This is a genomic window from Sphingomonas sp. IC-56, assembly GCF_021043375.1.
In the GTDB taxonomy this organism is placed as follows: Bacteria; Pseudomonadota; Alphaproteobacteria; order Sphingomonadales; family Sphingomonadaceae; genus Sphingomonas.
On record NZ_JAJNDV010000010.1, the window covers coordinates 1 to 22974 of the forward strand.

At 62.6% G+C, this 22974-nt stretch carries 35 protein-coding genes and 1 pseudogene; 31 read left to right on the forward strand and 5 right to left on the reverse strand.

Features of this window, described 5'->3' with window-relative positions; all coding sequences use genetic code 11:
* Positions 1-70: 70 nt before the first annotated feature.
* The 14 genes from LQ953_RS13200 to LQ953_RS13260 all read left to right on the forward strand — a co-directional run bounded on the left by LQ953_RS13200 (position 71) and on the right by LQ953_RS13260 (position 8027).
* On the forward strand, positions 71-526 hold the full coding sequence (locus LQ953_RS13200; RefSeq protein ID WP_231031376.1) for a helix-turn-helix domain-containing protein: 456 nt from the start codon (positions 71-73) through the stop codon (positions 524-526).
* On the forward strand, positions 523-651 hold the full coding sequence (locus LQ953_RS16250) for a hypothetical protein (RefSeq protein WP_269141488.1): 129 nt from the start codon (positions 523-525) through the stop codon (positions 649-651). The genes LQ953_RS13200 and LQ953_RS16250 overlap by 4 nt, the downstream gene beginning before the upstream one ends.
* On the forward strand, positions 651-857 hold the full coding sequence (locus LQ953_RS13205) for a hypothetical protein (RefSeq protein WP_231031377.1): 207 nt from the start codon (positions 651-653) through the stop codon (positions 855-857). The genes LQ953_RS16250 and LQ953_RS13205 overlap by 1 nt, the downstream gene beginning before the upstream one ends.
* Position 858: 1 nt before the next feature.
* Positions 859-1071 carry a hypothetical protein gene (locus LQ953_RS13210; protein ID WP_231031378.1) on the forward strand — a complete coding sequence of 71 codons (213 nt, stop codon included), beginning with the start codon at positions 859-861 and terminating at the stop codon, positions 1069-1071.
* Between the two features lie 32 nt (positions 1072-1103).
* Positions 1104-1295, forward strand: coding sequence for a hypothetical protein (locus LQ953_RS13215; RefSeq protein WP_231031379.1), 192 nt, complete (start codon positions 1104-1106; stop codon positions 1293-1295).
* On the forward strand, positions 1285-2337 hold the full coding sequence (locus tag LQ953_RS13220; protein WP_231031380.1) for a tyrosine-type recombinase/integrase: 1053 nt from the start codon (positions 1285-1287) through the stop codon (positions 2335-2337). The genes LQ953_RS13215 and LQ953_RS13220 overlap by 11 nt, the downstream gene beginning before the upstream one ends.
* Before the next feature lie 250 nt (positions 2338-2587).
* Entirely contained in the window at positions 2588-3814 is a 1227-nt protein-coding gene (locus tag LQ953_RS16380) for a tyrosine-type recombinase/integrase (protein ID WP_231031381.1), read from the forward strand.
* On the forward strand, positions 3807-4514 hold the full coding sequence (locus tag LQ953_RS13230) for a hypothetical protein (protein ID WP_231031382.1): 708 nt from the start codon (positions 3807-3809) through the stop codon (positions 4512-4514). Before LQ953_RS16380 ends, LQ953_RS13230 begins: the two co-directional genes overlap by 8 nt.
* Positions 4515-4611: 97 nt before the next feature.
* Positions 4612-4782, forward strand: a complete 171-nt coding sequence (locus LQ953_RS13235; protein ID WP_231031383.1) for a helix-turn-helix domain-containing protein — start codon at positions 4612-4614, stop codon at positions 4780-4782.
* Positions 4783-4993: 211 nt separating this feature from the next.
* Positions 4994-5209, forward strand: a complete 216-nt coding sequence (locus tag LQ953_RS13240; protein WP_231031384.1) for a hypothetical protein — start codon at positions 4994-4996, stop codon at positions 5207-5209.
* Positions 5202-5525 carry a hypothetical protein gene (locus LQ953_RS13245; RefSeq protein ID WP_231031385.1) on the forward strand — a complete coding sequence of 108 codons (324 nt, stop codon included), beginning with the start codon at positions 5202-5204 and terminating at the stop codon, positions 5523-5525. The genes LQ953_RS13240 and LQ953_RS13245 overlap by 8 nt, the downstream gene beginning before the upstream one ends.
* Positions 5526-5569: 44 nt before the next feature.
* Entirely contained in the window at positions 5570-5881 is a 312-nt protein-coding gene (locus LQ953_RS13250; protein WP_231031386.1) for a hypothetical protein, read from the forward strand.
* Positions 5878-6819 (forward strand): DUF7146 domain-containing protein, encoded by a 942-nt coding sequence (locus tag LQ953_RS13255; RefSeq protein ID WP_231031387.1) that lies wholly within the window; start codon positions 5878-5880, stop codon positions 6817-6819. The genes LQ953_RS13250 and LQ953_RS13255 overlap by 4 nt, the downstream gene beginning before the upstream one ends.
* Positions 6816-8027, forward strand: coding sequence for an AAA family ATPase (locus LQ953_RS13260; RefSeq protein ID WP_231031388.1), 1212 nt, complete (start codon positions 6816-6818; stop codon positions 8025-8027). Before LQ953_RS13255 ends, LQ953_RS13260 begins: the two co-directional genes overlap by 4 nt.
* A gap of 406 nt (positions 8028-8433) precedes the next feature.
* On the opposite strand, the gene LQ953_RS16435 is transcribed toward LQ953_RS13260, so the two are convergent.
* Positions 8434-8829, reverse strand: a complete 396-nt coding sequence (locus LQ953_RS16435; RefSeq protein WP_443026581.1) for a hypothetical protein — start codon at positions 8827-8829, stop codon at positions 8434-8436.
* Positions 8830-8881: 52 nt separating this feature from the next.
* On the opposite strand from LQ953_RS16435, the gene LQ953_RS16440 reads away from it, so the two are divergent.
* Positions 8882-9136, forward strand: a complete 255-nt coding sequence (locus tag LQ953_RS16440) for an HGGxSTG domain-containing protein (RefSeq protein ID WP_443026583.1) — start codon at positions 8882-8884, stop codon at positions 9134-9136.
* Positions 9137-9515: 379 nt separating this feature from the next.
* A pseudogene (locus LQ953_RS16445) lies at positions 9516-9815 on the forward strand (hypothetical protein); the annotation flags it as partial.
* Positions 9816-9913: 98 nt separating this feature from the next.
* Here the strand turns inward: LQ953_RS16445 and LQ953_RS13270 are convergent.
* Positions 9914-10075, reverse strand: coding sequence for a hypothetical protein (locus LQ953_RS13270; protein ID WP_231031390.1), 162 nt, complete (start codon positions 10073-10075; stop codon positions 9914-9916).
* Between the two features lie 172 nt (positions 10076-10247).
* Complete coding sequence (locus LQ953_RS13275) at positions 10248-10733, reverse strand: hypothetical protein (RefSeq protein WP_231031391.1); 486 nt, start codon at positions 10731-10733, stop codon at positions 10248-10250.
* Positions 10734-10905: 172 nt separating this feature from the next.
* Here LQ953_RS13275 and LQ953_RS13280 point away from each other — a divergent pair, with 172 nt between their 5' ends.
* From LQ953_RS13280 to LQ953_RS13300, 5 genes are all read left to right on the forward strand, one after another.
* Positions 10906-11823 carry an SHOCT domain-containing protein gene (locus LQ953_RS13280; RefSeq protein ID WP_231031392.1) on the forward strand — a complete coding sequence of 306 codons (918 nt, stop codon included), beginning with the start codon at positions 10906-10908 and terminating at the stop codon, positions 11821-11823.
* A gap of 170 nt (positions 11824-11993) precedes the next feature.
* Positions 11994-14729 (forward strand): phage tail length tape measure family protein, encoded by a 2736-nt coding sequence (locus LQ953_RS13285; RefSeq protein WP_231031393.1) that lies wholly within the window; start codon positions 11994-11996, stop codon positions 14727-14729.
* The gene (locus tag LQ953_RS13290; RefSeq protein WP_231031394.1) at positions 14726-15283 is read left to right on the forward strand and encodes a DUF7694 domain-containing protein; all 558 of its coding nucleotides are present in this window, start codon (positions 14726-14728) and stop codon (positions 15281-15283) included. Before LQ953_RS13285 ends, LQ953_RS13290 begins: the two co-directional genes overlap by 4 nt.
* Positions 15276-15500, forward strand: a complete 225-nt coding sequence (locus LQ953_RS13295; protein WP_231031395.1) for a hypothetical protein — start codon at positions 15276-15278, stop codon at positions 15498-15500. The genes LQ953_RS13290 and LQ953_RS13295 overlap by 8 nt, the downstream gene beginning before the upstream one ends.
* 227 nt (positions 15501-15727) lie before the next feature.
* The gene (locus LQ953_RS13300; RefSeq protein WP_231031396.1) at positions 15728-16159 is read left to right on the forward strand and encodes a hypothetical protein; all 432 of its coding nucleotides are present in this window, start codon (positions 15728-15730) and stop codon (positions 16157-16159) included.
* A gap of 45 nt (positions 16160-16204) precedes the next feature.
* Here LQ953_RS13300 and LQ953_RS13305 read toward each other — a convergent pair whose 3' ends face one another.
* Positions 16205-16543, reverse strand: a complete 339-nt coding sequence (locus LQ953_RS13305; protein ID WP_231031397.1) for a hypothetical protein — start codon at positions 16541-16543, stop codon at positions 16205-16207.
* Positions 16544-16654: 111 nt separating this feature from the next.
* Between LQ953_RS13305 and LQ953_RS13310 the strand changes: the two genes are divergently transcribed.
* The 10 genes from LQ953_RS13310 to LQ953_RS13355 all read left to right on the forward strand — a co-directional run bounded on the left by LQ953_RS13310 (position 16655) and on the right by LQ953_RS13355 (position 22628).
* A complete protein-coding gene (locus LQ953_RS13310; RefSeq protein ID WP_231031398.1) occupies positions 16655-17506 on the forward strand; it encodes an energy transducer TonB in 852 nt (283 codons plus the stop codon).
* A 1093-nt stretch (positions 17507-18599) separates the two neighbouring features.
* A complete protein-coding gene (locus LQ953_RS16450) occupies positions 18600-18944 on the forward strand; it encodes a hypothetical protein (RefSeq protein ID WP_443026582.1) in 345 nt (114 codons plus the stop codon).
* A 146-nt stretch (positions 18945-19090) separates the two neighbouring features.
* Positions 19091-19294 carry a hypothetical protein gene (locus LQ953_RS13320; RefSeq protein ID WP_231031400.1) on the forward strand — a complete coding sequence of 68 codons (204 nt, stop codon included), beginning with the start codon at positions 19091-19093 and terminating at the stop codon, positions 19292-19294.
* Between the two features lie 372 nt (positions 19295-19666).
* Entirely contained in the window at positions 19667-19897 is a 231-nt protein-coding gene (locus tag LQ953_RS13325) for a hypothetical protein (protein ID WP_231031401.1), read from the forward strand.
* Between the two features lie 194 nt (positions 19898-20091).
* Positions 20092-20268 (forward strand): hypothetical protein, encoded by a 177-nt coding sequence (locus LQ953_RS13330; RefSeq protein ID WP_231031402.1) that lies wholly within the window; start codon positions 20092-20094, stop codon positions 20266-20268.
* Positions 20269-20327: 59 nt separating this feature from the next.
* Positions 20328-20837: a GNAT family N-acetyltransferase gene (locus tag LQ953_RS13335; protein WP_231031403.1), complete on the forward strand. Its 510-nt coding sequence runs from the start codon at positions 20328-20330 to the stop codon at positions 20835-20837.
* 234 nt (positions 20838-21071) lie between these two features.
* Positions 21072-21260 (forward strand): DUF3606 domain-containing protein, encoded by a 189-nt coding sequence (locus LQ953_RS13340; RefSeq protein WP_231031404.1) that lies wholly within the window; start codon positions 21072-21074, stop codon positions 21258-21260.
* 14 nt (positions 21261-21274) lie between these two features.
* Positions 21275-21865 (forward strand): SOS response-associated peptidase, encoded by a 591-nt coding sequence (locus LQ953_RS13345; RefSeq protein ID WP_231031405.1) that lies wholly within the window; start codon positions 21275-21277, stop codon positions 21863-21865.
* Between the two features lie 92 nt (positions 21866-21957).
* Positions 21958-22347 (forward strand): hypothetical protein, encoded by a 390-nt coding sequence (locus LQ953_RS13350; RefSeq protein WP_231031406.1) that lies wholly within the window; start codon positions 21958-21960, stop codon positions 22345-22347.
* 140 nt (positions 22348-22487) lie between these two features.
* On the forward strand, positions 22488-22628 hold the full coding sequence (locus LQ953_RS13355; RefSeq protein ID WP_231031407.1) for a hypothetical protein: 141 nt from the start codon (positions 22488-22490) through the stop codon (positions 22626-22628).
* A 59-nt stretch (positions 22629-22687) separates the two neighbouring features.
* Here LQ953_RS13355 and LQ953_RS13360 read toward each other — a convergent pair whose 3' ends face one another.
* Positions 22688-22972, reverse strand: coding sequence for a hypothetical protein (locus tag LQ953_RS13360; protein WP_231031408.1), 285 nt, complete (start codon positions 22970-22972; stop codon positions 22688-22690).
* Positions 22973-22974: the final 2 nt, after the last annotated feature.

The window sequence follows — 22974 nt, forward strand, 5'->3', positions numbered from 1 at the left end:
CTCTTCGCTCCCCCGCCCCGGCACCCCTGCTGCCGGGAATGCCCTTCCTTTGCCCGAAAGGATCGCTCCCATGCTGCACTTCCCCTTCTACGAAGAAACGCTGGAAACCGACGCGCTCGCGCCCTCGGCCTATCTTCGGCTGCGCCGCGAGAGCGCCGGCCTCAGCGTCCGCGAAGCCGCGGCGCGCCTCGCGCCGACCAACAACAATCTCGATCGCGCCATGTCGCTGATCCAGCGACTGGAGACGCCAGGCCGCAAAGCGCTGTTTCGCTCCACCATCGGCGATCTCGCCCGCGCCTTCCCGCTCGATCCTGCCGTCTACTGGCAGCTCGCCGACGAACCGGCGGAGCGCCACCCGCGCATCTGCCGCAGCTGCGGCTGCAGCCAGCAAGATGCCTGCGTTTGCGAGGACTGCGCGCCCGCCGCGCGCCCGCTCGATCGCCTCGCCGTCCTCACGGGCCTCGCAGCCTTCGCGCTGATCCCCGGCCGCGCCCTTTTCCACCTGCTGATCGGAGCCACGTCATGACCGCTCAAGTCGCTACGCACCGCAAACGCAAAGCATTAGCAGCCTTGTTGCTACTCATTGGCGCGATCCTCGCCTTCCCCTTCCTGCTCGCCATGATGCTGAGCGGCGCAAAGGAGCGGCGCTGATGACGCAGGCCACGCACCTCCGCGTTCAACAGCGTGTCGAAGCCGAAATCGCACGCGTAGACACCCGTGCCATCCAGCGCGCGCAGGGCCTCGCCTGGGCCCGCGCCTGGCGCATCCGCAACAAGCCGCGCTTCGATGCCCTCTATGGCGAGGAACCCTGCGCCTGCGGCCGCGGCCAACCGGCCTCACGGCGCGAAAGCCGGTGATGTGCCCCACGCCTCAACGCGCGCCGGGCGCACCGGCATCGCTCATGGCGACCGCGTCATCTACCTCGGCATCGGTCAGCGGCGCGGCCAACATGGTGACGCGCTCTCCCCGCGCAAGCAGTTCGCGGGCGTCCGCTTCGATGACGGGTCGGCGTTCACCTGCCTCACCGCCGATCTCCACCCAATCCCGCGCCGCCCGCCGCCCATGTTCTGAATCAGCGGCTGGTCCAATGGAACTCACCTACTATGGCTAGTCGCGCGCACTTCCGACCGGAACACCTGACACGCGCCCTGAAGGCGGCGGCGAAAGCCGGCTGCACGATTGCGCGCAGCGAGATCGACCCCGACGGACGCATCGTCCTGATCCACGACCGGCCTGGGGCTTCGGCACCCGAGAACCCGTTCGACGCATGGCAGGCGTCTCGCAATGCGCATTAAGTTGAAGGGCCTGAACAAGGCCTCGAAGAAGCTCGCCGACGGAACCAAGGTCACCTACTACTATGCCTGGCGCGGCGGCCCTCGCCTTGAGGGTAGCCCCGGCTCACCCGAGTTCCTCGCCAGCTACAGCGCGGCGATAGAAGCGGAGAAGCGCAAGGCAGGCAACAACCTGCGCGCGCTGCTCGACGCCTTTCAAGACTCGCACGATTTCACCGACCTCGCGGACAGCACCCGTGCAGACTACCGCCGACACCTGCGCATCATTGATGCGGAATACGGCGACTTCCCAGCGGCGGCGCTCGAAGATCGCCGCACGCGCGGCGAGTTCATGGCCTGGCGCGATCGCCTCGCGATCAAGTCGCGGCGCCAAGCGGACTATACCTTCGCCGTTCTGAAACGCGTGCTCTCCTGGTCCCTCGACCGCGGGCTCGCGTCGACCAACCCCTGCACCAACGCGGGTCGCGTCTACCGCGGCGGCCGATCGGAGCGGATCTGGACTACGGTCGACGAAGAGGCCTTCTACAACAAGGCCCCGCCGCACCTTCACCTCGCGCTCACCCTCGCTCTGTGGACAGGCCAGCGCCAGGGAGACCTGCTCGCGCTCCGCTGGGGCGATTACGACGGCACCCATATCCGCCTGATCCAGCGAAAGTCGATCAGGAAGAAGACCGGCAACACTGGCAAGCGCATCGTTCTACCTGTCGGCGCTCCCCTCAAGGAGAAACTCGACACGCTGAAGCCAGGCGAACGGCCCAAGTCGCAGACGGTCCTGCTGACAGAGCGCGGCACCCCCTGGACGGGCGACGGCTTCCGCACCTCTTGGGGCAAGGCCTGCCGAAAAGCAGGCATCACCGGCCTGACCTTCCACGATCTCCGGGGCACGGCGGTAACGCGCCTGGCCCTAGCCGGCGCCACCCCGCCCGAGATCGCGACCTTCACCGGCCACTCTCTGCGAGACATCAGCGAGATTCTGGACGCCCACTACCTGAACCGGGATCCCAGACTCGCCGAAGCGGCCCTCCGAAAGCTCGAAACGGGCTGATTTTTCAAACCGAACTTCAAACCGGGCCGCTCGCGTCCCGGCATGCCAACCAAGATCATCGGAAATTCGGTTTCAGATCAACTGCCTAAGGTGGTGCCCCGAGAGAGCTTCTAACTAGCTGTTCGCCGCTGTTCGCACTTTGCCGCCCCACTTAGGGAGCAGAGAGCACCTGGAGCCCGCCTGTTCCGCTATTGTTCGTTGACGTTCGCCACCAGTCGCGCCAAAGTGAGGGAACGATTAGGGGAGCGGTGTGGCAAAGCTATCTGCCGTAGCGATCAAGAATGCGAAGCCGGGACGCCATGCAGATGGAGGTGGCCTCTACCTGCTTGTGAAGCCGACAGGAGCGAAGTCGTGGGTGTTGCGGGTTCAGGTTGAAGGCGTTCGCCGGGACGTTGGATTAGGAACGGCCGACACCTCCACGCGCCCCAACGGCAAGGCTGAAGAGCCGCCGATCTCCATTCCCATACTGCAACGGAAGGTGCTCACCCTGAGTGAGGCTCGCGAGAAAGCAGGCATATTGCGGCGCGCTGCGAAAGCGGGATTAGATCCCTTGGCTGAGCGCGATCGGGAGCGTCGTGCTGTTCCGACCTTCCGGAAGGCCGCGCAGGCCGCGCACGAGGCGCTGAAGGACGGCTGGGCCGAGAAGGGTGCGAAGACCTTCATCTCCTCTCTGGAGAATCATGCGTTTGGCTCTTTGGGCGATAAGCGGGTCGACGGGATCACGGCAGGCGACATTACGGAAGCGCTAGCGAAGATCTGGACGGCGAAACCCGACATGGCGCGCAAGGTCCGCCAGCGGATTGGGACAGTCCTCAACTTCGCGCACAGCAAGGGCTGGCGGGCGACTGAAGCTCCGGGCCGCTCTGTGACGGTCGGCCTTCCGCGGCAGCCGAAGGGCGGCAACTACGAGGCTATGCCGTATGCGGACGTCCCCGCATTCGTTGCGAAGATCGCCGCCGAGTTTCCAACCAGCGGACGCCAGGCTCTGCTGTTCCTGATCTACACCGCTGCACGGCCCGGCGAGGTGCGTGGAGCTCGATGGAGCCAAATCGACCTTGATGGTGGCGACTGGAATCGCCCAGCTGCACTGATGAAGGGCGCGGATGCGCCGCCTCACACTGTGACGCTAAGCAACGCCGCGATCGAACTGCTGCGGCGCTGGAAGGGCGAACGTCAGCCGGAGCCAGACGATCTGATTTTCACCGGGCAGCGCCGTTCGATGCTGTCGGACATGACGATGAACAAGGTGCTCCGAACGGCGAAGCTACCGTATGACGCCCACGGCTTTCGCAGCTCGTTTCGTGACTGGGCGGCGGAAAAGATGCCCGAGATACCAGATCCCGTCGCTGAGGCAGCCCTTGCGCACATCGTGCCGGACAAGGTGGTCCGCGCTTACAAGCGTACGAACTTCATAGAAATGCGGCGGAAGCTGTTGGACGCTTGGGGTTCCTATGTTTGCGGCGGCCGTCATGATTGACACGACCTGGATCACTCCGCTCGAGGCGGGATTGCTTGTCGCCTCGCACTACGGACCGCAAGCCATCGCGAACGGAAAGCCGCAGATGCAGCTTCTCGACTGGGTGACCGACGGCCGGGTCTCATCAATGGCAGTTGAAGTTGTGATCCACGCGCCGGATCTTCGCCCCTCCGGGCCGGAGGACGAAGATTACCTGATCAGCACACACGATTGGAGTTTGGCTCGCTCCGCTCCGGAGAACGTGAGTAAGTTCTATACGTCAGCGGAGGTGTCTTTTCTCTGCCAGGACGAGAATGGAATATCCACCAGGGTCACCTTTGCTGGGATCCGTGTTTCGAAAGAGGATGTCCTCCGTCGAGTAGCGGTGGCCGGTTGGCCAATAAGAGATCATGCTGATCATTGCGCGGAGAGCCCCCGAAGCTCCCCCGTGCCGCACGCCGATGCTGCTGTTCGCGCACCAGGCCATAGCGCTCCTGTCGGATCATCGAGAGGACGACTACCGCCGAACGCCAGTGCCGCAAATCGGCGCGACGAGGAATATGCACACGCAGCGGCGGAACTGGTGCGTTCGGGGAAGAAGCTATCCGAGGCTTTACGTGCAGTCGCACCAATTGATCATACTCGGGCAGAAAAGAGCATCGAGCACGCAATCAGGCGAACTTTCGACTTGATGTACGACATCAGGGGCAACCCGCTCTGATCAAAAATTGATCTCATTTGATCAAGCGACCCCAAAAACTGGATCAGTCACTCCGTAGTCGCCCGCTGGTGTTCGCCAGCAAAACGGAGGCGACCGAATGCAACCTGTGCTGCACCCCATCAATCGGTTCTGCGAGATCTACGGGATCGGCAGGACCAAGACGTACGAGATGATCAACGCGAAGGAGCTCGAAACCGTCAAGGTCGGGCGCAAGCGCCTGATCACGGAAGCGAGCGCCAGGCGCGCCCTTCTCGGCGAGGCAGCGTGATCGACCATGTCGTCACTCGCCCGGGCAGCGTCGCCCGCTAAGACGCGAAAGGCCCGCACCGCGCCAACGGTGCAGGCCTCCACAATCTTCGTAATCAACGGCAGACACGAAGATAATCTGATCGAGCATCGAGCGCAACGGCTGGTGCGCGATTTCGGCCTAACTGATTGTCGAGCGCGAGTAGTCGCCGACCTTTGCTGGGAGGCGTCTCATGGCTGAGAACCTCCTCCAGGCCTTCGCCTCGCATCGCGACGCCGCGATGGCCCTGCTTACCTCCGGAGCCGCTCTCCGCCCGAAGGAAGGGCAGTTCCTCGGCGGCATCTCTTTCGATGCCAATCCGCTGACTGAGAAGCAGTCGAACTGGCTGACCATCCTGCTCGCGCGGCACGGCTTGCCCCCGCTTCATGATGGGGGCGACGATGCTTGAGTACCCAAGCGGGCCCGGCCACCGCGGCATCGACACATCCATTGCGGCAGCGAGGGACATCGAAATCTCCGTCGGCCATCTGCAGCGCATCGCTCTCCGTGCGATCCGTGCCGCAGGCGCGCGTGGCCTGACCACAAACGAGTTGGCGGCGGCGGTTCGCATACACCGGGATTCTATCCAGCCCAGGACAAGCGAACTGCGCGAGCGTGGGCTTATCCGCGACAGCGGCGCACGTCGCCTGAACACAAACGGCAAGCGGGCGATCGTCTGGATCGCAGCCTCAAACCAACCACCGCAGCGGGAGGACGCACAATGATCGCCGCTCCTATTTGCGCACCGGTGGGCAGCGCCGGATCTACCTTGAAGCGCGCGCTCATCGTCGAGCAGTTGAACCCCGATCAATGGCATGTCGTCCGGCAAGGGTGGCCAGTACCGCGCAACTCGCTCGAAGGCATGCCGGGCGGCGTCTTGAGCTTCAATGGCGCCCTTGCGGACGCACTGGATCGTTCGGTGCTCACCGGAATTCCGGTGCTGGTTCAGCCGCTGAATCGCCGCCCTCGCCGCCTCATGCCGCAGGAACGCGCACGGCGCTTTCGCAGGATCGTCCGCTCACAGGCGCGGCCGACCCTCGATCAGATCATGGGACTCGATCCCTGGGATGGTGCTGCATGACCGGACGCCTCAACATTGAGCAGGTGCGGCAGGACTGGCCCGTCGCGCGAGTAGCGGGTGCGGTGATGAAGCTGCGCCCGGCGCAGGGCGAGCTTCGCGGCTGCTGCCCATTTCATGCGGACCGCTCGCCCTCCTTCTATGTCTTCGCGGATGGTGCACGCTGGCACTGCTTCGGGTGCGGAGCCACGGGTGACGTTCTAGACTTCGTGCAGCGGCATTACGGCGTCGGCATGCGTGAGGCTGCGGAGCGGCTGTACGGCAACTCGCTGCCGCTGATCGAAGCGCCCGCACTCCCACCTAAGCCGGGGGGCAGCACGGACTATGCTCGTAGCGTCTGGCAGTCGGCGGTACCGGTCGCTGACACCCCGGGCGAGCTCTACCTGCGCAACCGCGCCATCACCTTTCCCTTGCCGCCAACCCTGCGGTTCGCTCGTCTTGCGCCTCCGAAGGACAGCGGTGTGCTTGAGGCGAACGGGCCAGGGAAGTTGCCGGCGTTGGTCGCACTGGTTCTCGCTTACGACGGTCGTCCTATGGGCGTGCAGCGCATCTACCTCACCGAGGATGGGCGCAAGGCAGCATCCAGTGATCGGAAGGTGAAGTTCAGCCTGGGGCATATCCGCGGCGGCGCCGTGCGCCTGGGCCACACTCTGTCGCGGGATCTTGCTGTATGCGAGGGCGTCGAAGACGCTCTGTCCTTGATGCAACTCGGGGCGGCGTCTGCCTGGGCAGCTGCAGGAAGCAGCATGTTGGACGGCATGGTTCTCCCGGACGATGTTCGATCGGTGGTGATTGGCTCGGACAGCGATGAGGCTGGGCGCCTCGCATCGACGAAAGCCGCGGACGCGTTCACCCGCGGCGGTCGTGAAGTCCGCGTCATCTTCCCGACAGCGCCCTTCAAGGACTTCAACGAGGAACTCCAGAACGGCGGTGTAGCATGACCGCCGCACCATTCCGCGAGCGGGTCGCCAACGCGAACATCGTTCCCGGTCCGAAGCCGGTTGTGGCGGAGATCCACGCCACGCCCTTCGTCTGGCGAGATCCACGCGCCATCCCAGTGCGCCCGTGGGTCTATGGCCGGTGGTTGCTGCGCGGCACAGTGACCGCAGTCGTCGCACCGGGTGGCGTGGGCAAGTCGTCGTTCATGGCGTCCACGGTGCTTGCGCTTGCAACCGGTCGCTCGCTGTTGGGCAAGCAGGTATGGGGTGGACCACAGCGGGCCTGGTACTGGAACCTCGAAGACGACGGTGACGAGCTGGCACGCCAGATCCAAGCGGCTGCGATCCATCATCGCATCGACCAGATGGATTGCGGCGACCGGCTGTTCATCGACAGCGCGCTCGAAGGCAACGAGCTCTGCGTCGCCATCGAGGGAGCGGAAGGCGGCGCCATTCAGCGACCCGTGATCCATGCCTTGGAGGCTGAGCTTCGTAATCAGGCGGTCGATGTTCTGATCGTCGACCCGTTCGTGTCCAGCCACCGCGTCAGCGAGAACGACAACGGCTTGATCGATGACGTGGTGAAGGAATGGGCGAAGCTTGCCAAGCGCTCGGGCTGCTCGATCGTGCTGGTCCATCACAGCAAGAAGCTGAACGGCGTGAAGGTAACTGCAGAAGCATCCCGCGGCGCCTCATCGCTCGTCGCTGCGGCCCGCTCAACCCTAGTGCTGAACCGGATGGACGAGGCTGAAGCAACCAAGTTCGGGATTGAGAACGACGACGAACGCCGCCGCCTGTTCACCGTCCAGGATGACAAGCACAACCGTGCTCCAGCCGAGAAAGCAACGTGGTTCCGCATGGCATCCCAGGATCTCGGCAACGGAGAAGGGGCGCATGGCGACAACATCGGCGTCGTCACCTGCTGGAGCCCGCCGGACGCTTTCGATGGCATCAGCGCGGATCATCTCCTCCGGGCTCAACGCGCAATTTCAGCCGGCAGCTATCGCGAGAACCAGCAGGCGACCGACTGGGTGGGCCAACCTGTAGGGGATGTGCTCGGGATCGACGCCGACAGCAAGCCCGGCAAGGCTCGCCTCCGCCAGATCATCCGCACCTGGATCGATAATGGCGCACTGATCGTGGTCGACGGCAAGGATGAGCGCCGCAAGCCTGTGAAGTTCGTGCAGGTGGGCGAGTGGGCGGATCAATGATGCTCCACTCATTACAGGTGGAGCGGAGCAAGGTGGAGCAGTCCGGCGGCCAGATCTGCTCCACCACCACCCCCTTAGGGGTGGAGGGGTGGAGCGGAGCGGAGCGCGGCGCAGGCAATCAAGTGGAGCAGGCTGAGAGCCTCGACATCACCAGCAAAGACGACTCAGCCGCTCGGCGGCTTCAAGGAGTATCAACATGACAAAGCCAAAGGCAAAGAAGGACGCGAAGGCGGGGAAGCCGGTACCAGGACCCCGGACCAGTGCTGCCATTCGGCAAGCGCAGGAAAAACATAGCGAGCTACCACTGCGCCCGTTTTTGGCTCTGGGCCAGGGCGACGACGGCAAGCCGGAGATGGGGCCGACCCACTCCGACCAAGCCGGACACTCGGCATGGCTCCATTCTTCACTAGGCACCACATCCACCTCGTTCATGCTCCAGCAGATGCACTCGCTTGAGGTGGCGACGGCTGGCGCGGCGACGGGCAGCGAGCCGAACGTGTTCGGCCTGAATGCGGCGCTGGCAATGCTCGGGGCGATCAATCCCCAGGATGAGCTCGAGGGCGCCCTCGCAACCCAGATGGTTGGCTGCCATTCCCTTTCGATGGCCATGCTGTGCCGGGCGAAGAGCACCGATCGTACGGATCACCTCCAGCTCTACGGTAATCTGGCAGTCAAGCTGCAGCGGACATTCACCGCTCAGGTCGAAGCGCTCGCCCGGCTGCGCGGTAAGGGTCAGCAGACTGTCCGCGTTGAGCATGTCACCGTGCATCCCGGCGCTCAGGCGATCGTCGGCGATGTCCACCACCACGCCCCGGGGACGCTGGGGGCGGAAGCAAAAAACGAGGTTCTACCCCATGCAACAAGCGAAACAGCCGCCGGCGCTCAAGGCCGCGCGGCGCTGCCTAGCCCGGACTCGGAAGGGTTCGGCGTGCCAATCTCCAGCCATGCCGAACGGCCGCTGCCGGCTCCACGGCGGACCGTCGCCCGGCGTGCCCGGCAATCAAAACGCGCTGAAGCACGGCCGCTACAGCCGGGAGGCGATTGAGATGCGTCGCATGCTGCGGGAGATGCGACGCGACTTGAGGGAAGGCCGGTTCGCGATCGATTGACGGCCTGCCTAGCCGCGAGCACCGCCTCGCAGAGGTCCACCATCACCTCAGCATCATATCCATAGGCCTTGCCCCCGGTCGGCGTGATGAAGACAATCGGCTCGTGGATTCGCTCGGTTAAGTCACTGGCAACAAAAGGCTTTACTCTGTCGCGTGAGGCAAAAAGCTCAAGTCGATTCATACCGGCAACCATGGACCCGCCGCGGGCTATCCCCATACCGTCGCTGATGCCTGCAACCGTCAGAACCCGACGCTCGTCGTCCAGGACATAACAGGGGATCGACATGTCTCCAATCCGCAGAGGCTTGTCCGTCGACCCGCGCCAATAGGCTGGACTCGGCAACGATCTCCATGCTGCCTACAGCAGGGGAGAAATCAAGTGGCGGCGCAGTCAAAGTCCTCAGGTGGCATACTGGGCTGGGCATTCGCGGGAGTTCTTGGGCTCATCGCTCTCGGCCAATGCGCCGGCAACAACAAACCCGCAACAAGCGCGCCGGAAGCTGTCGCCGCGACAGACGCGAACACGCGCTATGTCACGGCACGGTCTCTCAATTGTCGGTCGGCTCCAAAATCCACCTCCACACCAATCGTGGCTTTCTCCAGCCAATCATCGGTCCGGATCACCGAGGAGCGTGATGGCTGGGCCAAGGTGGGCGACTCAAACTGCTGGGTCGCATCCCGCTTCCTGTCGGGCGCACCTGGAAAGGGCGCACAGGGGTTGATCAGCCCCACCTCGCCCACCGCCGAGAGCGGAGCGGCAGGAACAGGTCTCTCGGGCTACAGCGGCACGTCGGGTTCGTATTCGGCGGATCGACCATCCTCCTTCGTCGGCAGGTCGACACCAAGGCCAAAGAAGTCCCGGAAGTCGCGCAGCAGCAGGAAGGCGCGTGGGTACGACAGCGGCGGCGAATGCCCGTGCTCCGGGAGCAACATCTGCATTGGCCCGCGCGGCGGCCGCTACTGCATCACCAGCGGCGGGAATAAGCGGTATGGGGTGTAGTGCACGCAGTGATCGCGCCAGTGTTCGTTCACGATGCTGGCGTGCGCTGGAGCTAACGCAGATCTCGGGCGCTGACCTTGGCACAGATGCCGTCAGCCAGCGCCTGGACCCTTAGAACCCTAGCGTCACACCGGCGGCAAAATAGTGCGGCCCAGCATTGCCCTTTAGCTTCAGCTTAGGCGCGAGCGCGAACGCCATCGTGCCATAAGGGCGAACTTCATCGCTGATGCGCGCACCAACACCGATCGCAAAGCCGGTCGGCGAATTGAACAAGCCTTCGACCCGGCCATACGCCTTGATCTTGGTTGCGTCGCATTCGACGTCGTCAGCATACTGACCATTGTTGCCGTTGCGGCAACGCGGGCTCCCGCCATTGTCGTCCATATAATAAGGGTCGCTGTCCCCTTGGTAAATGAAGCCGCCAGCAGCTCCTCGCAGGCTGATCGGACCAACATGCACCGCATAGCCCACGCCGAGTTCACCGCCCCACTTCTCCTCGGACCGGGCGCCATTTGCCTCCAGCCCGATCTGCGCCGAAGCAGGAGCGGCACAGAACGTCGCCGCAGCAACAGCTGCACCGAGCAACATCTTCTTCATTTTGCATCCCCCAAGATCGCCGCGAATCAGTGCGGCGGACGCGCGAAGAAACAGAAGAGCGCGCGACTTGCAAGCGGAAGTCCGTGATAAACGGCGAACTCGTCGCTTCTAGTCATCAGTTGATTATTCTTTCAGGCTAACTCAGAAGGATGACGAAGAATCGGGGGGATCGATGTTCAAACTGAAGGGTCTGTTGGCCGCTATTTTCCTGTGTGTGGCCTCGCCAGCTCTCGCGGATGAGTACTTCGCGGTTACTCCAACCGGGATGGCAGAGACGCTGTTCAGCGATAAGCCTGTGGCTGCCATTGGGAAGCTGACCAGCAAGTGCATTGATGCTCATTGGACGGTCATCTCCTCGAGCGCGACCGAACTCGTGTGTGAGGCACCTCTAAATTTTGGACAATCCCTGCTGGGGCAGCTAACGATGGGGAACAGCTACTCGACGCCACCCCGCCGATTCTTTCGCTTTAATGTAGCCGAGATCAACGGGATCTCCCGTGTTCAGGCGTCCGGCTGGATGGAACTTCAAATGGCGTTCGGGCAGATGAAGCGCACCGACTTCTCAGGTCCCGAGTTCCAGAACAGCATCATGCAGTTCATGCTCGCGGCAGGCGGCAAGTACCCGCTTGGAACGTCATTCCCTAATCATGCATGGTTGGGAATCCAGGCCGAGGATGCCTCTTTAGGCAAATATGTGGGTATTCGCATCAAATCGGTCGAGCCAGGCGGAGCCGCGGCAACCGCCGGGCTTCAGGTTGGCGATGTGGTCAATCAGATTGTAGGCAAGCGCTTTAAAGACATGGGCGACTATCTGGACGCCACAGCGAAAGCTGCAAAAACCCCGGTGTATGAGGTTCAACTCACCCGCGACGGCAAGCCGATGAAAGTCAGCGCCGCGCGCGCGTTTAGGCCGGCGATCACGGAAGCCGTTGTGGCTTTGGCCGCCCCCTCCGGCGCCCCTGTTCCTGTCGCTGGCCCGACCGCTCCGATCGCCGACGAGCTGACGAAGCTCGCCAAGCTCAAGGCAGATGGCATTCTGACGGACGCCGAGTTTCAGGCGCAGAAGGCGAAGCTCTTGGGGCAGGAATGATCATGGGCTCTGCCGGTTTCATCCGGCGACTTGCGCTGCGTAGGGCTGTAGAAGTGACGCCCGGATTTTTATGAAGACACATAATTGCGGTTGTAAGCAACTTTAATGCAGTTTTTTGCGGCGCGTTGATATATTAGTGCTGGGTAGCCGTCCGACGGGAGTCACAGCACTTGGATGCAGCAGCCCTAGCCCTGAACATCGACAGCAGTTCGGTCGTCACGGCGGCGAACGATCTCGACCGACTTTCGGCGTCGGCTTCCAAAGCAGCAGCATCTAGCAGCAAAGTCAGCGCAGGTTTTGGCGGATCGTCGGGTTCGATCGCCAGGCTGGTTGCCGAGGCCCAGTCTGCGAACAGCAAGCTTACGACCATCATCGGGACGCTGGAGAAGATCGCGTCTGTGGACAGGGCGACCGCCGCCGCCAACGATAATGTGGCGCGTTCATTCAACAACGCAGACAGCCACGTCATCGCATACACCCAGCATTTGGCCGGGCTGGTGGCAGGGTCTAGGGCGGCGGCTGGGGCGCAGACGTCATCCGCAGCTGCGGCGTCCGCGTCCTCTCAGGCGCTGGCGGCGGCGGACGCTCATGTCGTCGCGTACACGCAGCATCTGGCGAGCATGGCTACCGCCCAGCAAAACGCGAATGCGCACGTGCTTGCGTACCAGAACCACTTGCGCGCTCAGCCGGCGTTAGGGGGTGATGCGAACGCCCACGTGCTAGCCTACCGGGACAGCCTCAACCAAGTCGGTGTTGGAGCGGATAAGGCCACCACCGCAATCAAGTTCACGGCCCGAGAGGGCCTGAACGCTTCGCGCCAACTCGCGGACATCGGCGTCACTGCCGCGATGGGCATGTCGCCCTTCCTGATCGCAGTCCAGCAGGGCCCGCAGCTGTTCGACATTCTGCAAGAGAAGGCGATTGTCACAGGGACGAGCGTCAGCACCGTTTTCAGGGCAGCGGCGCTTTCCGTGCTGGCGTTCGCGGCGCCATTCCTGCCCCTTGTCGCCGTGGTCGGTCTTGCGGCCGCAGGCGTTGCGGCTCTCAACAAGCAAGCGAACGACGATAGCGGCCTGAAGAAGTACACCACGGCAATGGGCTACACCAAGGAAGAGGTTAAGAAGCTCAACGCCGTCACCGTCACCTTCGGCGACACCACCAAGGCCGTTTTCCAAGTCGCGCTCAGCAGCGCCGCCGATGCGATGGGCATCAACACTAAGGAGATGGCGAAGACCTGGGACAGCTTCCTTGACCGTCTAGCGAGCGGCACGCGGGCGACCCTGGCTGGCATCTATGCCGGCTTGGCGGGCACGCGGGCCTATCTTGCCGAGATGGGCAAGCCGGCGACGTTGGGGAAGGCGCTCATCGGTCAAGGCGACCCCGATCTACTGAAGAAGACCTACGGCAAGGCCTATGCCGATGCTCAGAAGGGCATGGACGAGATTGTCGCACAGGCGCGGAAGAACGCGCAGGGGCGTCAGAGCGAGATGGCCAAGGGCTTCTACGACGCCCCTAAGACCCCGAAGGCACCGCAGGGGCCCAAGGCATTCACCTACGCCGATTTGCTGAAGGACGCGCAGAAGACGCAGGACGCCTTGACCAAGGCCGGCGCGCAGATCGGCAGCTACGGCGAGGACCTTGCCCGGGTGACTTATGAGCAGGACCTGTTCAACAAGGCATCCGAGCACAACCTGAAGCTGACCCCGAAGCAGACCGCGCACATCAAGGAGCTTGCCGCCTCGATGGCGTCCCTGTCGGAGAACAACCGGCACTCGACGTTCATGGAGAACTTCAACCAGCAGACCTCCCAGCAGGTGACGGCCCTCGCTTCGGCCCGCGGCGCGATCGGCCTCAATGGGGCGGCACTCGCCGCCTACACCTACGAGCAGGAGCAGCTGAACAAGGCTGTGGCCGACCACATCAAGCTTACCGACGCCGACCGCGCCAAGATCAGCGATGACGCTATCCGTGTTGGCGACGACACCTACGCCAACACGCGGGCGCAGTCGCGGACGGACAACTCGCGGTGGCATAATGAGCAGATCCGCATGCTTGAGGCAGAGCGCGGCGCTATCGGCCTGACGGGCGAGGCGCTGATTTCGTACAACTACCAGCAGGACCTAATCACCAAATCCCTGCAAGCGAACGTCGCGTTCAAGGATTTGGACATTGAGAAGATCCAGCGCCAGGGCGACGCCTATGCCTCGCTGTACGAGTCCATCGAGCGCCAGCGCGAGGCGCTGGCCGATTCCCGGGAGATTGCGCGCGGGTTCTTCACTGACTGGATCGACGGCGTGCGCCAAGGCGAGGGCGTGTTCAAGTCTTTCGAGAAGGCGGTCAGCAACGCGCTCGACCGCATCATCCAGAAGATCATCGAAGCCGCGATAGAGACACTGATCCTCAACCTGATCGTCAGCGCATTCGGTGGCAGCGGCGGGGGCATGACGGGCATAATGGGTATGCTCGGCGGCCTATTTGGCGGTGGCGGCGGTAATGCCTACGGCATCAAGGGCGTGGGCAACCTCTATGCGAACGGCGGCGCATTCGGCACGCCGCAGCGCTTCGCCCAAGGCGGGACGTTCACGAACCAGATCATCACTTCGCCCACCCTGTTCCGCTTCGCCAACGGCGGGAAGATTGGTGAAATGGGCGAGGCTGGCCCCGAGGCCGTGATGCCGCTCTCGCGCGGGCCTAACGGCAAGCTAGGGGTGCAGGCGCATGGCGGCGGCGGCAAGGGCCGCACGGGCGATGTCAACGTCGAAAACCACTACCACCTATCAGGTGCAATCGGCGCGGATGGTATCGCGGCCATGGTGCGTCAGGGGGGTGAGGCGACCTACAACCAGGTGAAGCGTGATCTGCAAACCCTGCTCGCGCAGCTCGACCAGGATGGGAGCTTTGCGTGATCGCGCTGCTGCAAACTGATCCCCCCGCTCGCATCGGCAGCTTCGAGCTCATCATAGATCCGGTCGTAGACCGAGCGGCTGTTGCCGTGGATCTACAACGCCGCGGGACCGGCGCTGTGGATGCCCGCCAGGCGGGGTATCAGGCCAGCGAATACCATAGGCACATGAGCAGCGTTGGCGCACGCTGGTGGCGCAATGCGGAACATCTCGTGCAAGTCACTCGGGCGGATGCCGTGGGGTTTTCACGGCCCGAAGCGTCGCCGGTGCTGTGGTTGCGGGTTTACCGGCACGACGGCGGCATCTTGCCCGACCACTGGCGAACTCTTCAGGCGATCAAGAGTGATTTGGTCGGCCCCGAGTTCGAAGCTGTTGAGATATACCCGCGGGAAAGCCGGCTGAAGGACGGCGAGAATTCCTACCACCTATGGGTGCCGCTGGGGTGGTCGTTACATTTTGGCTTACCTGGAGCGCGCTCAGCGACGGCGGACGGACGGCCAGCCGTTTCCACCCGCTTCATTTACCCCGAAGAATTGCAACGGAGACGGCATGGTTGACCATGATTACCGAGAGAGGGTGACGCTGCTTCTGGTAACCGACGCCTTGGAGGCAAACAACGGGAACCGGGCAGAGGCGGCGCTCCACCTGCTCGATGCAGCGGGAACGCTCATCGTCGATGCGCAACGTCACGCTGCGATCAATGCCGAAGAAACCGCACGTGCGGCTGCGCAATATCTTATCGAGCAAGTGGAGGCCAATTCGGTGGACAAATGAACAGCGTCACCAATGTTCCCACGTCCAGCGCCACGAGGCATGGCGACAACCGAAATTGTCGACAGTTACGGCGGCGGTGTTGGGCAGGTGCAGTCGATCACAGACCACAGCTGCACCGGGCACTTGGCGCTGACTGGTCGTCCACAGTGATGGAGTTCGCTGCAGGCTGCCCCAGCCGCCGGTCCCTTCAGCAATAACTCGACCTTACAATCACTCGGGAGATTACAGTGTCTTGGAAAGGTATCGATCCGTCGAAATGGGCGGGCAACAAAGAAGCTCTTCTGACCGCTCTCCTGCGCAACTCAGTGCAGGCGCTGGCGAAGGAGGCGTCGACTACCATCCCGAATGGCGGGCGGGTGCCGGTGAAGAACGGTAATTTGGCGCGCTCCGTGATCATCGACGATAAGCCGCCGGTGAAAGGCGTGCCGGGGCAGGAGTATTCGGCGTCAGATCTCGAGCTTGGCGTCTCCAAGCTCCAGCCAGGCAAGCCGGCGTATGTGGGCTGGCAGGCCGAATACTCGCATCGACAAAACTATGGCTTCACAGGCGAAGACAGCCTGGGGAGACACTACAACCAAGCCGGACACGGGTTCGCCGAAGCCGCGGCGGCGAAGTGGCCTGCGATCGTCGCTGAGCAAGCAGCCAAGCTGAAGCGTTAACCGCCGATGGGTCTCCCCAAATTTGGGGACACCTTTCATCCACAGCTACTGATAGCACCGCCGACCCTTGTTGAAACCGTTGGCAATTGCGTTCTTCCGACGCGCCTCTACTTTCACGCCGCCTTCAGCCGGCTGGAGGACATAGAAGAAGATTGCGCCTGCTTCGGGCGTGGAGAACGTCAACTCGCGGCGCTCCGGCGGTCCCGTCTCGATAGGATCGCGGAGCAAGCCCAAGGCCTCGACCAGGCAGTCGCGGACCTGCTGGATCGTCTGTCCCTGCACGACTGCGGTATCCTGCACCTCTCGGGTGCGTATTTCGGAGATCGAAGTGGTGCTACATCCTGCGAGGAAGACAACAGCGAGCAGGGCGGGGATGCGAATCATCCCATATGCCTAACAGAAGCGCGGAGGTGCGAAAGCCTCTCTTCGTCATGGCGAATTTCAGGCTAAGTGGAAACTGAGTTCAAATGGTGACGGAGTCGAAGGCGGATGATCTTGTCAAAGGTCTGGAGGCTCGTGCTGGTTTGCTCCGCCTTCTTGGCGATTGATGCGCCTGCACTTGCCCGCGACTGGCCGGAAACTGCCGGTTGGGACATCGTTGAAGGTGACGACTTTTGCCTGATGCACATGGAGTACGAAGGGCCTGGCGATAGCTCCCTTGCGATCGCGCTCTATCAGGACGGCCGAGTCCTTATCTCGGACGTGAACTACGGCTGGTCCGCCGAGAAGGAGCAGATCTATCCCGAAGTATCCTTCGCGCTCAACGGGGAGAGCTACACCGGCGCCGCTGTTGGAGTAGAAATCTTAGGCAAGAAGGGCTTCGCCATGAAGTTCGGGGGCGAGATCCTTGCCGACATAGCGGCAGCCCAAGCGGTGCGCGTTTACAAGGGTGACACCCTGATCGACCGGCTGAGCCTCGGTGGCAGCTCCTCCGCTCTCGCCATGACCAAGCGATGTCTAGCAGCTGTTCGAACGGCACACGCAGATGCGGAGAGAGAACGGAAACGCTGGGCCGATCTGCCGAAGGATCCATTCGCGGGCGAGACGGGATCAAAGGCCGTAAGCGCCCGGGGCAATCCGGCCGATTGGATCAGCAACGACGATTATCCGGCCTCTGCCCTTCGTAATGAAGAGGAGGGTTCGGTCGGCGTCACCTTCAACATCAACCCCCGTGGGAGAATCGAGAACTGCACGGTTACTTCGTCGTCGGGCTCGCGGGCTCTGGACGATGCGACGTGCCGCCTGCTGACATCGCGCGGACGATACTCGCCGGCTCTGGGCTCTGACGGCAACGCCATTGCAAGCACCGGATCGTTCAGGTTTCAATGGTCAATTCACTCGAAGTAACGGTGCGATCCTGCGCCCTGGTCGTAGCAAATCGAGCCAAAACTCGCTGCCGCTTGGGGGCGAAGCAGACGTCCAGGCCCGGAAGCCTACCGCTAGGGTGATAGAGTCAGACCCGGATGGCGACGGGCAGTTGATCCTAAACGGCGCCAGCCTGTGGGGACGTCTGAGGGACCGCTAGTGCATACTCCACCAGGATAACTTGCCAGACCAGCAACTTAGGGACGCGGGTTAGAGGGAGGCGTACAGCTTCGAACCTTGCCTTGAGAGGGACGAGACCTGTGGAGTCCACTAGGATCGGGCGGTAGAAGCCACCGAATGCTAATTCTTCTTGCGGCGACACTAGCCACCTGCACCCCGACCCTTATCTACGACGCCGACACCTTCACGTGCGCAGATGGGACGAAGCTCCGCGTAGCTGGCGTGAACAGCCGCGAACTGAAGGGCGTGCCGTGTCCCGGGGACTACCCCTGCCCCGCTATGTCGGCGATCAAGGCTCGCGACGTGACGGTGCGGCTGCTTGGGGCCACTGTAATCGGGAAGCGGCCCACCGGCCATCTCATCGTGCGAGCGCCGACAATCCGCTACCAAGAGCTTGATCGCAACCATGATCGCCTGGTGGCTCGGATCATCACTCCACGGGGGCATGACTTGCGCTGTGGGCTCCAAGCTGCCGGAGCGGTGGCCGAGTGGCCGAAATTTGTCAGACGATACCGGCTACGGTCATGTCGGCACTGATCAGCACACCTGGCGCGACGAGTTCTTCTTGACTCCTCTTCCTCTTAGTGTCTGACTTCCTAAGTCAATCTGACAGGGGGAATCGATGCACTACTTGGCAGGAGCCGCAGCAGCGGCCCTTTTCTTTGCGCCCGTCGGGCATGCGCAATCGACCGCGACTGTCCTGCCGCCGCAGCCGGCGGTCATTTCTACGGGGACGACCGTGGCAGCACCATCTACGGCAGCCGCGGTCTTGCGCTCCGGCACCTCTGTGCCCCTGCGCACTGTTGAGCCTCTGACGACGAAGGGAAAGAAACTCCGGGTCGGTCAGCGCTTCAACTTGGAGGTTGCTGAGGCAGTCATGGTCAACGGGCAGACCGTGATCCCAGTCGGTAGCCCGGCCGTCGGCGAGCTTACCCACGTCCGGAACAAGGGTATGTGGGGCAAGTCCGGCAAGATCGAGGCTCGGATTCTCTACGTCCGCGCAAACGGCGTGCAGATCCGCCTCACGGGACAGGTGGACGACAAGGGCGTGACCGGCACTGTCGGCGTCGTTGGCGCCCTGGCCGTCGTGCCGATCGCCGGGTTCTTCATGACCGGCACCAGCGCCGAGATCCCGACCGGAAGCATGATCACGGCATTCGTTGAAGAGGACATGCCAGTGGCGTTCAGCGGAGCGGCACCCGCGCCGATGGTCGTGCCGGCGAGCGCTGCCGCTCAGTGATTGTGAGGGCGCCTGCCGCGGAAAGCCTGCGGCAGGCGCTTCACCCTGGGGAGGGGCGATATGAAAGCGGTCCTGGCGGCTGTTGCGTTTCTCACACTCAGCTCAGCGAGCCTTACGCCGTGCATCGCCAGCGGGGGCGCGGCGGCGTGCTGCAAGGTGTGCTCGAAAGGGAAGGCGTGCGGCGACAGCTGCATCGCGCGCCATCTCACCTGCCGAAAGGGAAGGGGCTGCGCCTGCGACGGGTAGGCTCACTCCTCACCCGCCTGTGGAACTACCGCACCAGCAGCCTGTGGGTGTGGGTGCCCCTCTGGGCGTTCGCGATCCTGCTGCTGGGTGGGTTCCTGATCTGACGCGAGCGCTTGGCTCGTGCGTCCGCAGGATGCTATAACCGCAGTCGGAAAGCATGACGGAAAGGCTCGGTCATAGCGACCGGGCCTTTTTGCTGTGGGGTGGTGCTATCCTTTCCGGGAGCGCTGAATAGCAGCCTCGATCTCCGCCATAGCGGTCATAAGTTCAGGCGGCTTACTCCTCTCCGTCGACACACCCGGTGCGAGAGCCCAGAAGCCTGCGGCTGGCGAGATAACCAGTTGGCGCTCCTTCATGCGGCGGAGGTGGGAGCGAAATGTGCTTCGTGATCGAACGCCGAGAGTGCGAGCGAAGGGCCACAACTGATCTGCGCTGACACTAGACTGAGGATTGCGCCGAAGCTGATCGAGCACCACGTGCTCTACGAGCAGCCGCGTGGCGCTTGTCGATCTTGGAGCCTCAACACCCGACTTGCCGGCGCGGCGAAGGTTGGTAAGCCTGCGTTGCAGCTCGTCAATCTCGCTTTGAAGACGGTCGATCGCAGCACGCTTCTGGCGTATAGCAGCGAGGACGCGCCGCTCAGCGGTTGTATCTCGGACGGCCATGGCGTTGCATATCGTTTTTCGTTCTCAGGTTGCAACGCCTGAGAATCTCAAGATTAGCTTGAAATTTCGTTGACGGCACTCCCCTTTTCAATTACGCGTCACCGCGTAATTCAGCGGCATCCCTCCTTGTTCCGCCGGAGCCAGCGTGCAGATGAAACGCTGAAGTCTCAACCAATCGGTTTACCTTCCGATAACGTTATCGGGCCAGGATAGGCCGGTTCGACCAGGAGGGCCTTATGGCAGTGCTGCATGCGCCCCGTCTATGGGGGCCGAAACCCATCAACGCCAAGAGCACAGCGACCGCTTTGGCTGCGGGCAAAAAGGTGTTCGCGAAGACTGGGGTCACTCCGGACCTGAAGCGCATCCTGCGTCTGTCGATTGAGAATGATCGCCGGATCGGGCGCCTGAAATAGAACCGCCTAGCGGCATAGTCTGCGAGCCTCTTTGTGCTGAGACGCGGCGAGAAGGCTTCGTGTGCGGCGACGCAGAGATCGACAAGTGGTTTCGAAATAAGGCGCTCAAGGACCACGGCACTTCCAAGCACATCGTCACCTGTGCGACGCTCGAAGGCAGTTCGGACGTCATAGGGTTTTACGCCCTCTCCGCGGTAGTTGAGGATGTGAGGAAGCTTCCCGAGGCATCCGTTTCATTTTTCAGCTATGGTTCGGAGCTGTACTTCCCATGCATCCAGCTCGTTTACCTCGCCGTTATTAAGCCGTTGCAGGGCAACCTCTACGGTGAGGTGATCATGTCCTACGCTCTACGCGAGTTCGCGCACATAGCGTCTTCTATCGGCATGCCTGCGATGATCGTCACGCCGCTCAACGAACGCGCTAAGAAATTCTATACCAAACTCGGCTTCGAACCTTACGACAGGGGCATGAGGATGTTCTTGCCACTCCAATCGGTCCTGACAGGCATTGATGAGGTTACCGCAGAGGATGGCGGCGATGAGGAACCACAGCAAGCGCCTCTAGCCTAACCCCTCCGCCCCCACCCATCATAAGCAAACCCGAGCACGTCCTGCGCGCTGGAGGCGACGGACCAGAGCCCGACATGCTGCGCTGGCACGGAGGCACCGGGCAGCACCTCCACTGTCGCATCGCTGTCGGCCACGCGCTTAGGCATGCGCCAGCTACGCGCTGCTTGCGACGCTTCAGGATATGGAACCGGTTGTCGCGCTGGCGCGTCGGTTGCCCACCTTAGGAGGCGCGCCATGGTTGATAATCCTGAACTTCGTGGTCCGCAGGACCGTAGCCGTATATCGCTCCACGAAGAGCATGAGGTGCGGTACTGGACGCATAAATGGGGCATCACCAAGGACGAACTCGCCGATGCCGTGCACGCGGTCGGGCATAGCGCTGCGCATGTAGCGCGGCACCTTGGACGGTCCGAATACGACTGAACGCGGCGGCTGGCATGTGCAACGAGTACCTGCGCGACAAGACGCCCGAGCAGCTCGCCATGGAGTTTTCCCAGGTGCGTGTGCCCGTGACGTTCCCGGAGGGCGCGCCGAACCTGCCCCCTGAGCAGAGCGTGAAGATCACCGATCGCGCGCCAATCGTTCGCGCCGGTGCTGACGGTCCCGAGCTCGTGATGCGCCGTTGGAGTTGGCCTGCACCGGGCGGCAAGCCGGTCTACAACTTCCGCTCAGAGGGACGGCGCTTCGGCGCGGAGCGATGCTTGATCCCGGCCGACGGGTTCTATGAGTTCACGGACGCCCCTGCCGAGGAAGGTGCACCAAAGCGTCGACCGAAGACCAAGTGGCTCTTCACCATGCGGGATGTGCCATTCTTCTGCATTGCTGGCATCTGGCGCACAACCGGCGTCGGCGAGGCGTTCACGATGCTGACCACCTCGCCCGGACCAGACATAGCACCATATCATGACCGCCAGGTGGTGGTGCTCGCACCCGAGGACTGGGGGGCGTGGCTTAATCCGAGCATGCCCGCGAACGAACTGGCGAAGCCCGCACCGGCTGGCACGCTTACGGTCGAACAGGTCCGCTGACTCCACGCCGTTCCCTCAATGTTCTATAGTCTCCGTGTTCCGAGTCGCGGAGGATTCGAATGCGGGGAATAAGTGGAAGCTGGCGGGTCCTGGTGGGCGACACCTCCCTTGTCCGCCGGGATTGGGCCGAGAAGCCGATCCTCGAAATCAGCAAGGAGCGGATTTGTTTCGCCGGCGGTGAGCCGCTGCAATCCGAGATCCTGAACGCCGAGCAATCCGGAAAGGGCTACGCCACCTTCGAGATCAACTATCGGGCCGGCGACGGGTGCCATGGCCGCATCCTGATTGATCGCGGAGGCGACACCTGCCTGCAAGGGACCCATTTCTCGGCCGCGAAATCGCTGTCGAGCTTCGATCACGACGGGGAAGATCTGCCGGATGGAGTTGAGCGGCAGCCGGTGTGCCTGGTCCGTTTGGAGGAAGCTGAACGGCTGGAGATCGAAACCGCGACTCAGGATGCGGAAGACGCGGTAGCCCACTGAGACCGACGCCTAGGCGCGGACTGAAATAGATCATCTCTTCGTCTGCTCTGAATGCGGTCAAGCGTTCGACTTGCAGCGTCGGGGTGATGTGTTCCACCATGGCGGTGCAGAATCGCTGCCGGTGAACTAAGGGCCGCAAAGTGGATACGAAATATCTCGCTATCGGCATCGCGGTGGGTGTCGCTATCGGCATTGCCATGGACAACATCGGTTTAGGCATCGCGATCGGGGTGGCTCTCGGTCTTTCAGTCGGTAAGGCCAGGGATAAGCGGAAGTCCTGACCGTCTGAAGCGTGAGCGGCGCGGCACCTCCTGTTGCGACCAGCCACCTGTCGGCCAGCCTACAGGGACGTTTCCTCGTATCTTCCAGCGCGACGGAGCTGGCGGACGATGCCGTTGAAGGCGGCTGTAACGCCCTGAGCGCGTCCGATGTCGTTCTCCTGCCCGGCCGCATCCCAGTAGAGCTCCAGCGGCCAGCGCTCGGGGCAATGTGGCAGCAAGCAGCGGAGGGCTAAGCGGACTTCAATGCCGTCGACCTTGTTGTCCGCTGAGCGGGTCACCGCAGCACGGAGAATATGAACCGAGAGCGCGATCACAACGCGCTGGTGCTTTGGCAATGTCGCCATGG

Bases quoted from the DNA above. Each gene is read 5' to 3' on its own strand.
- LQ953_RS13275 (WP_231031391.1), bottom strand. From the start codon at position 10,733: ATGAAGAAGATGTTGCTCGGTGCAGCTGTTGCTGCGGCGACGTTCTGT.
- LQ953_RS13345 (WP_231031405.1), top strand. From the start codon at position 21,275: ATGTGCAACGAGTACCTGCGCGACAAGACGCCCGAGCAGCTCGCCATG.
- LQ953_RS13295 (WP_231031395.1), top strand. From the start codon at position 15,276: ATGGTTGACCATGATTACCGAGAGAGGGTGACGCTGCTTCTGGTAACC.
- LQ953_RS13305 (WP_231031397.1), bottom strand. From the start codon at position 16,543: ATGATTCGCATCCCCGCCCTGCTCGCTGTTGTCTTCCTCGCAGGATGT.
- LQ953_RS13340 (WP_231031404.1), top strand. From the start codon at position 21,072: ATGGTTGATAATCCTGAACTTCGTGGTCCGCAGGACCGTAGCCGTATA.
- LQ953_RS13260 (WP_231031388.1), top strand. From the start codon at position 6,816: ATGACCGCCGCACCATTCCGCGAGCGGGTCGCCAACGCGAACATCGTT.
- LQ953_RS13205 (WP_231031377.1), top strand. From the start codon at position 651: ATGACGCAGGCCACGCACCTCCGCGTTCAACAGCGTGTCGAAGCCGAA.
- LQ953_RS13360 (WP_231031408.1), bottom strand. From the start codon at position 22,972: ATGGCGACATTGCCAAAGCACCAGCGCGTTGTGATCGCGCTCTCGGTT.
- LQ953_RS13330 (WP_231031402.1), top strand. From the start codon at position 20,092: ATGGCAGTGCTGCATGCGCCCCGTCTATGGGGGCCGAAACCCATCAAC.
- LQ953_RS13245 (WP_231031385.1), top strand. From the start codon at position 5,202: ATGCTTGAGTACCCAAGCGGGCCCGGCCACCGCGGCATCGACACATCC.
- LQ953_RS16440 (WP_443026583.1), top strand. From the start codon at position 8,882: ATGCAACAAGCGAAACAGCCGCCGGCGCTCAAGGCCGCGCGGCGCTGC.
- LQ953_RS13255 (WP_231031387.1), top strand. From the start codon at position 5,878: ATGACCGGACGCCTCAACATTGAGCAGGTGCGGCAGGACTGGCCCGTC.
- LQ953_RS13230 (WP_231031382.1), top strand. From the start codon at position 3,807: ATGATTGACACGACCTGGATCACTCCGCTCGAGGCGGGATTGCTTGTC.
- LQ953_RS13200 (WP_231031376.1), top strand. From the start codon at position 71: ATGCTGCACTTCCCCTTCTACGAAGAAACGCTGGAAACCGACGCGCTC.
- LQ953_RS13220 (WP_231031380.1), top strand. From the start codon at position 1,285: ATGCGCATTAAGTTGAAGGGCCTGAACAAGGCCTCGAAGAAGCTCGCC.
- LQ953_RS13280 (WP_231031392.1), top strand. From the start codon at position 10,906: ATGTTCAAACTGAAGGGTCTGTTGGCCGCTATTTTCCTGTGTGTGGCC.
- LQ953_RS16250 (WP_269141488.1), top strand. From the start codon at position 523: ATGACCGCTCAAGTCGCTACGCACCGCAAACGCAAAGCATTAGCAGCC.
- LQ953_RS13235 (WP_231031383.1), top strand. From the start codon at position 4,612: ATGCAACCTGTGCTGCACCCCATCAATCGGTTCTGCGAGATCTACGGG.
- LQ953_RS13215 (WP_231031379.1), top strand. From the start codon at position 1,104: ATGGCTAGTCGCGCGCACTTCCGACCGGAACACCTGACACGCGCCCTG.
- LQ953_RS13270 (WP_231031390.1), bottom strand. From the start codon at position 10,075: ATGCAGATGTTGCTCCCGGAGCACGGGCATTCGCCGCCGCTGTCGTAC.
- LQ953_RS13240 (WP_231031384.1), top strand. From the start codon at position 4,994: ATGGCTGAGAACCTCCTCCAGGCCTTCGCCTCGCATCGCGACGCCGCG.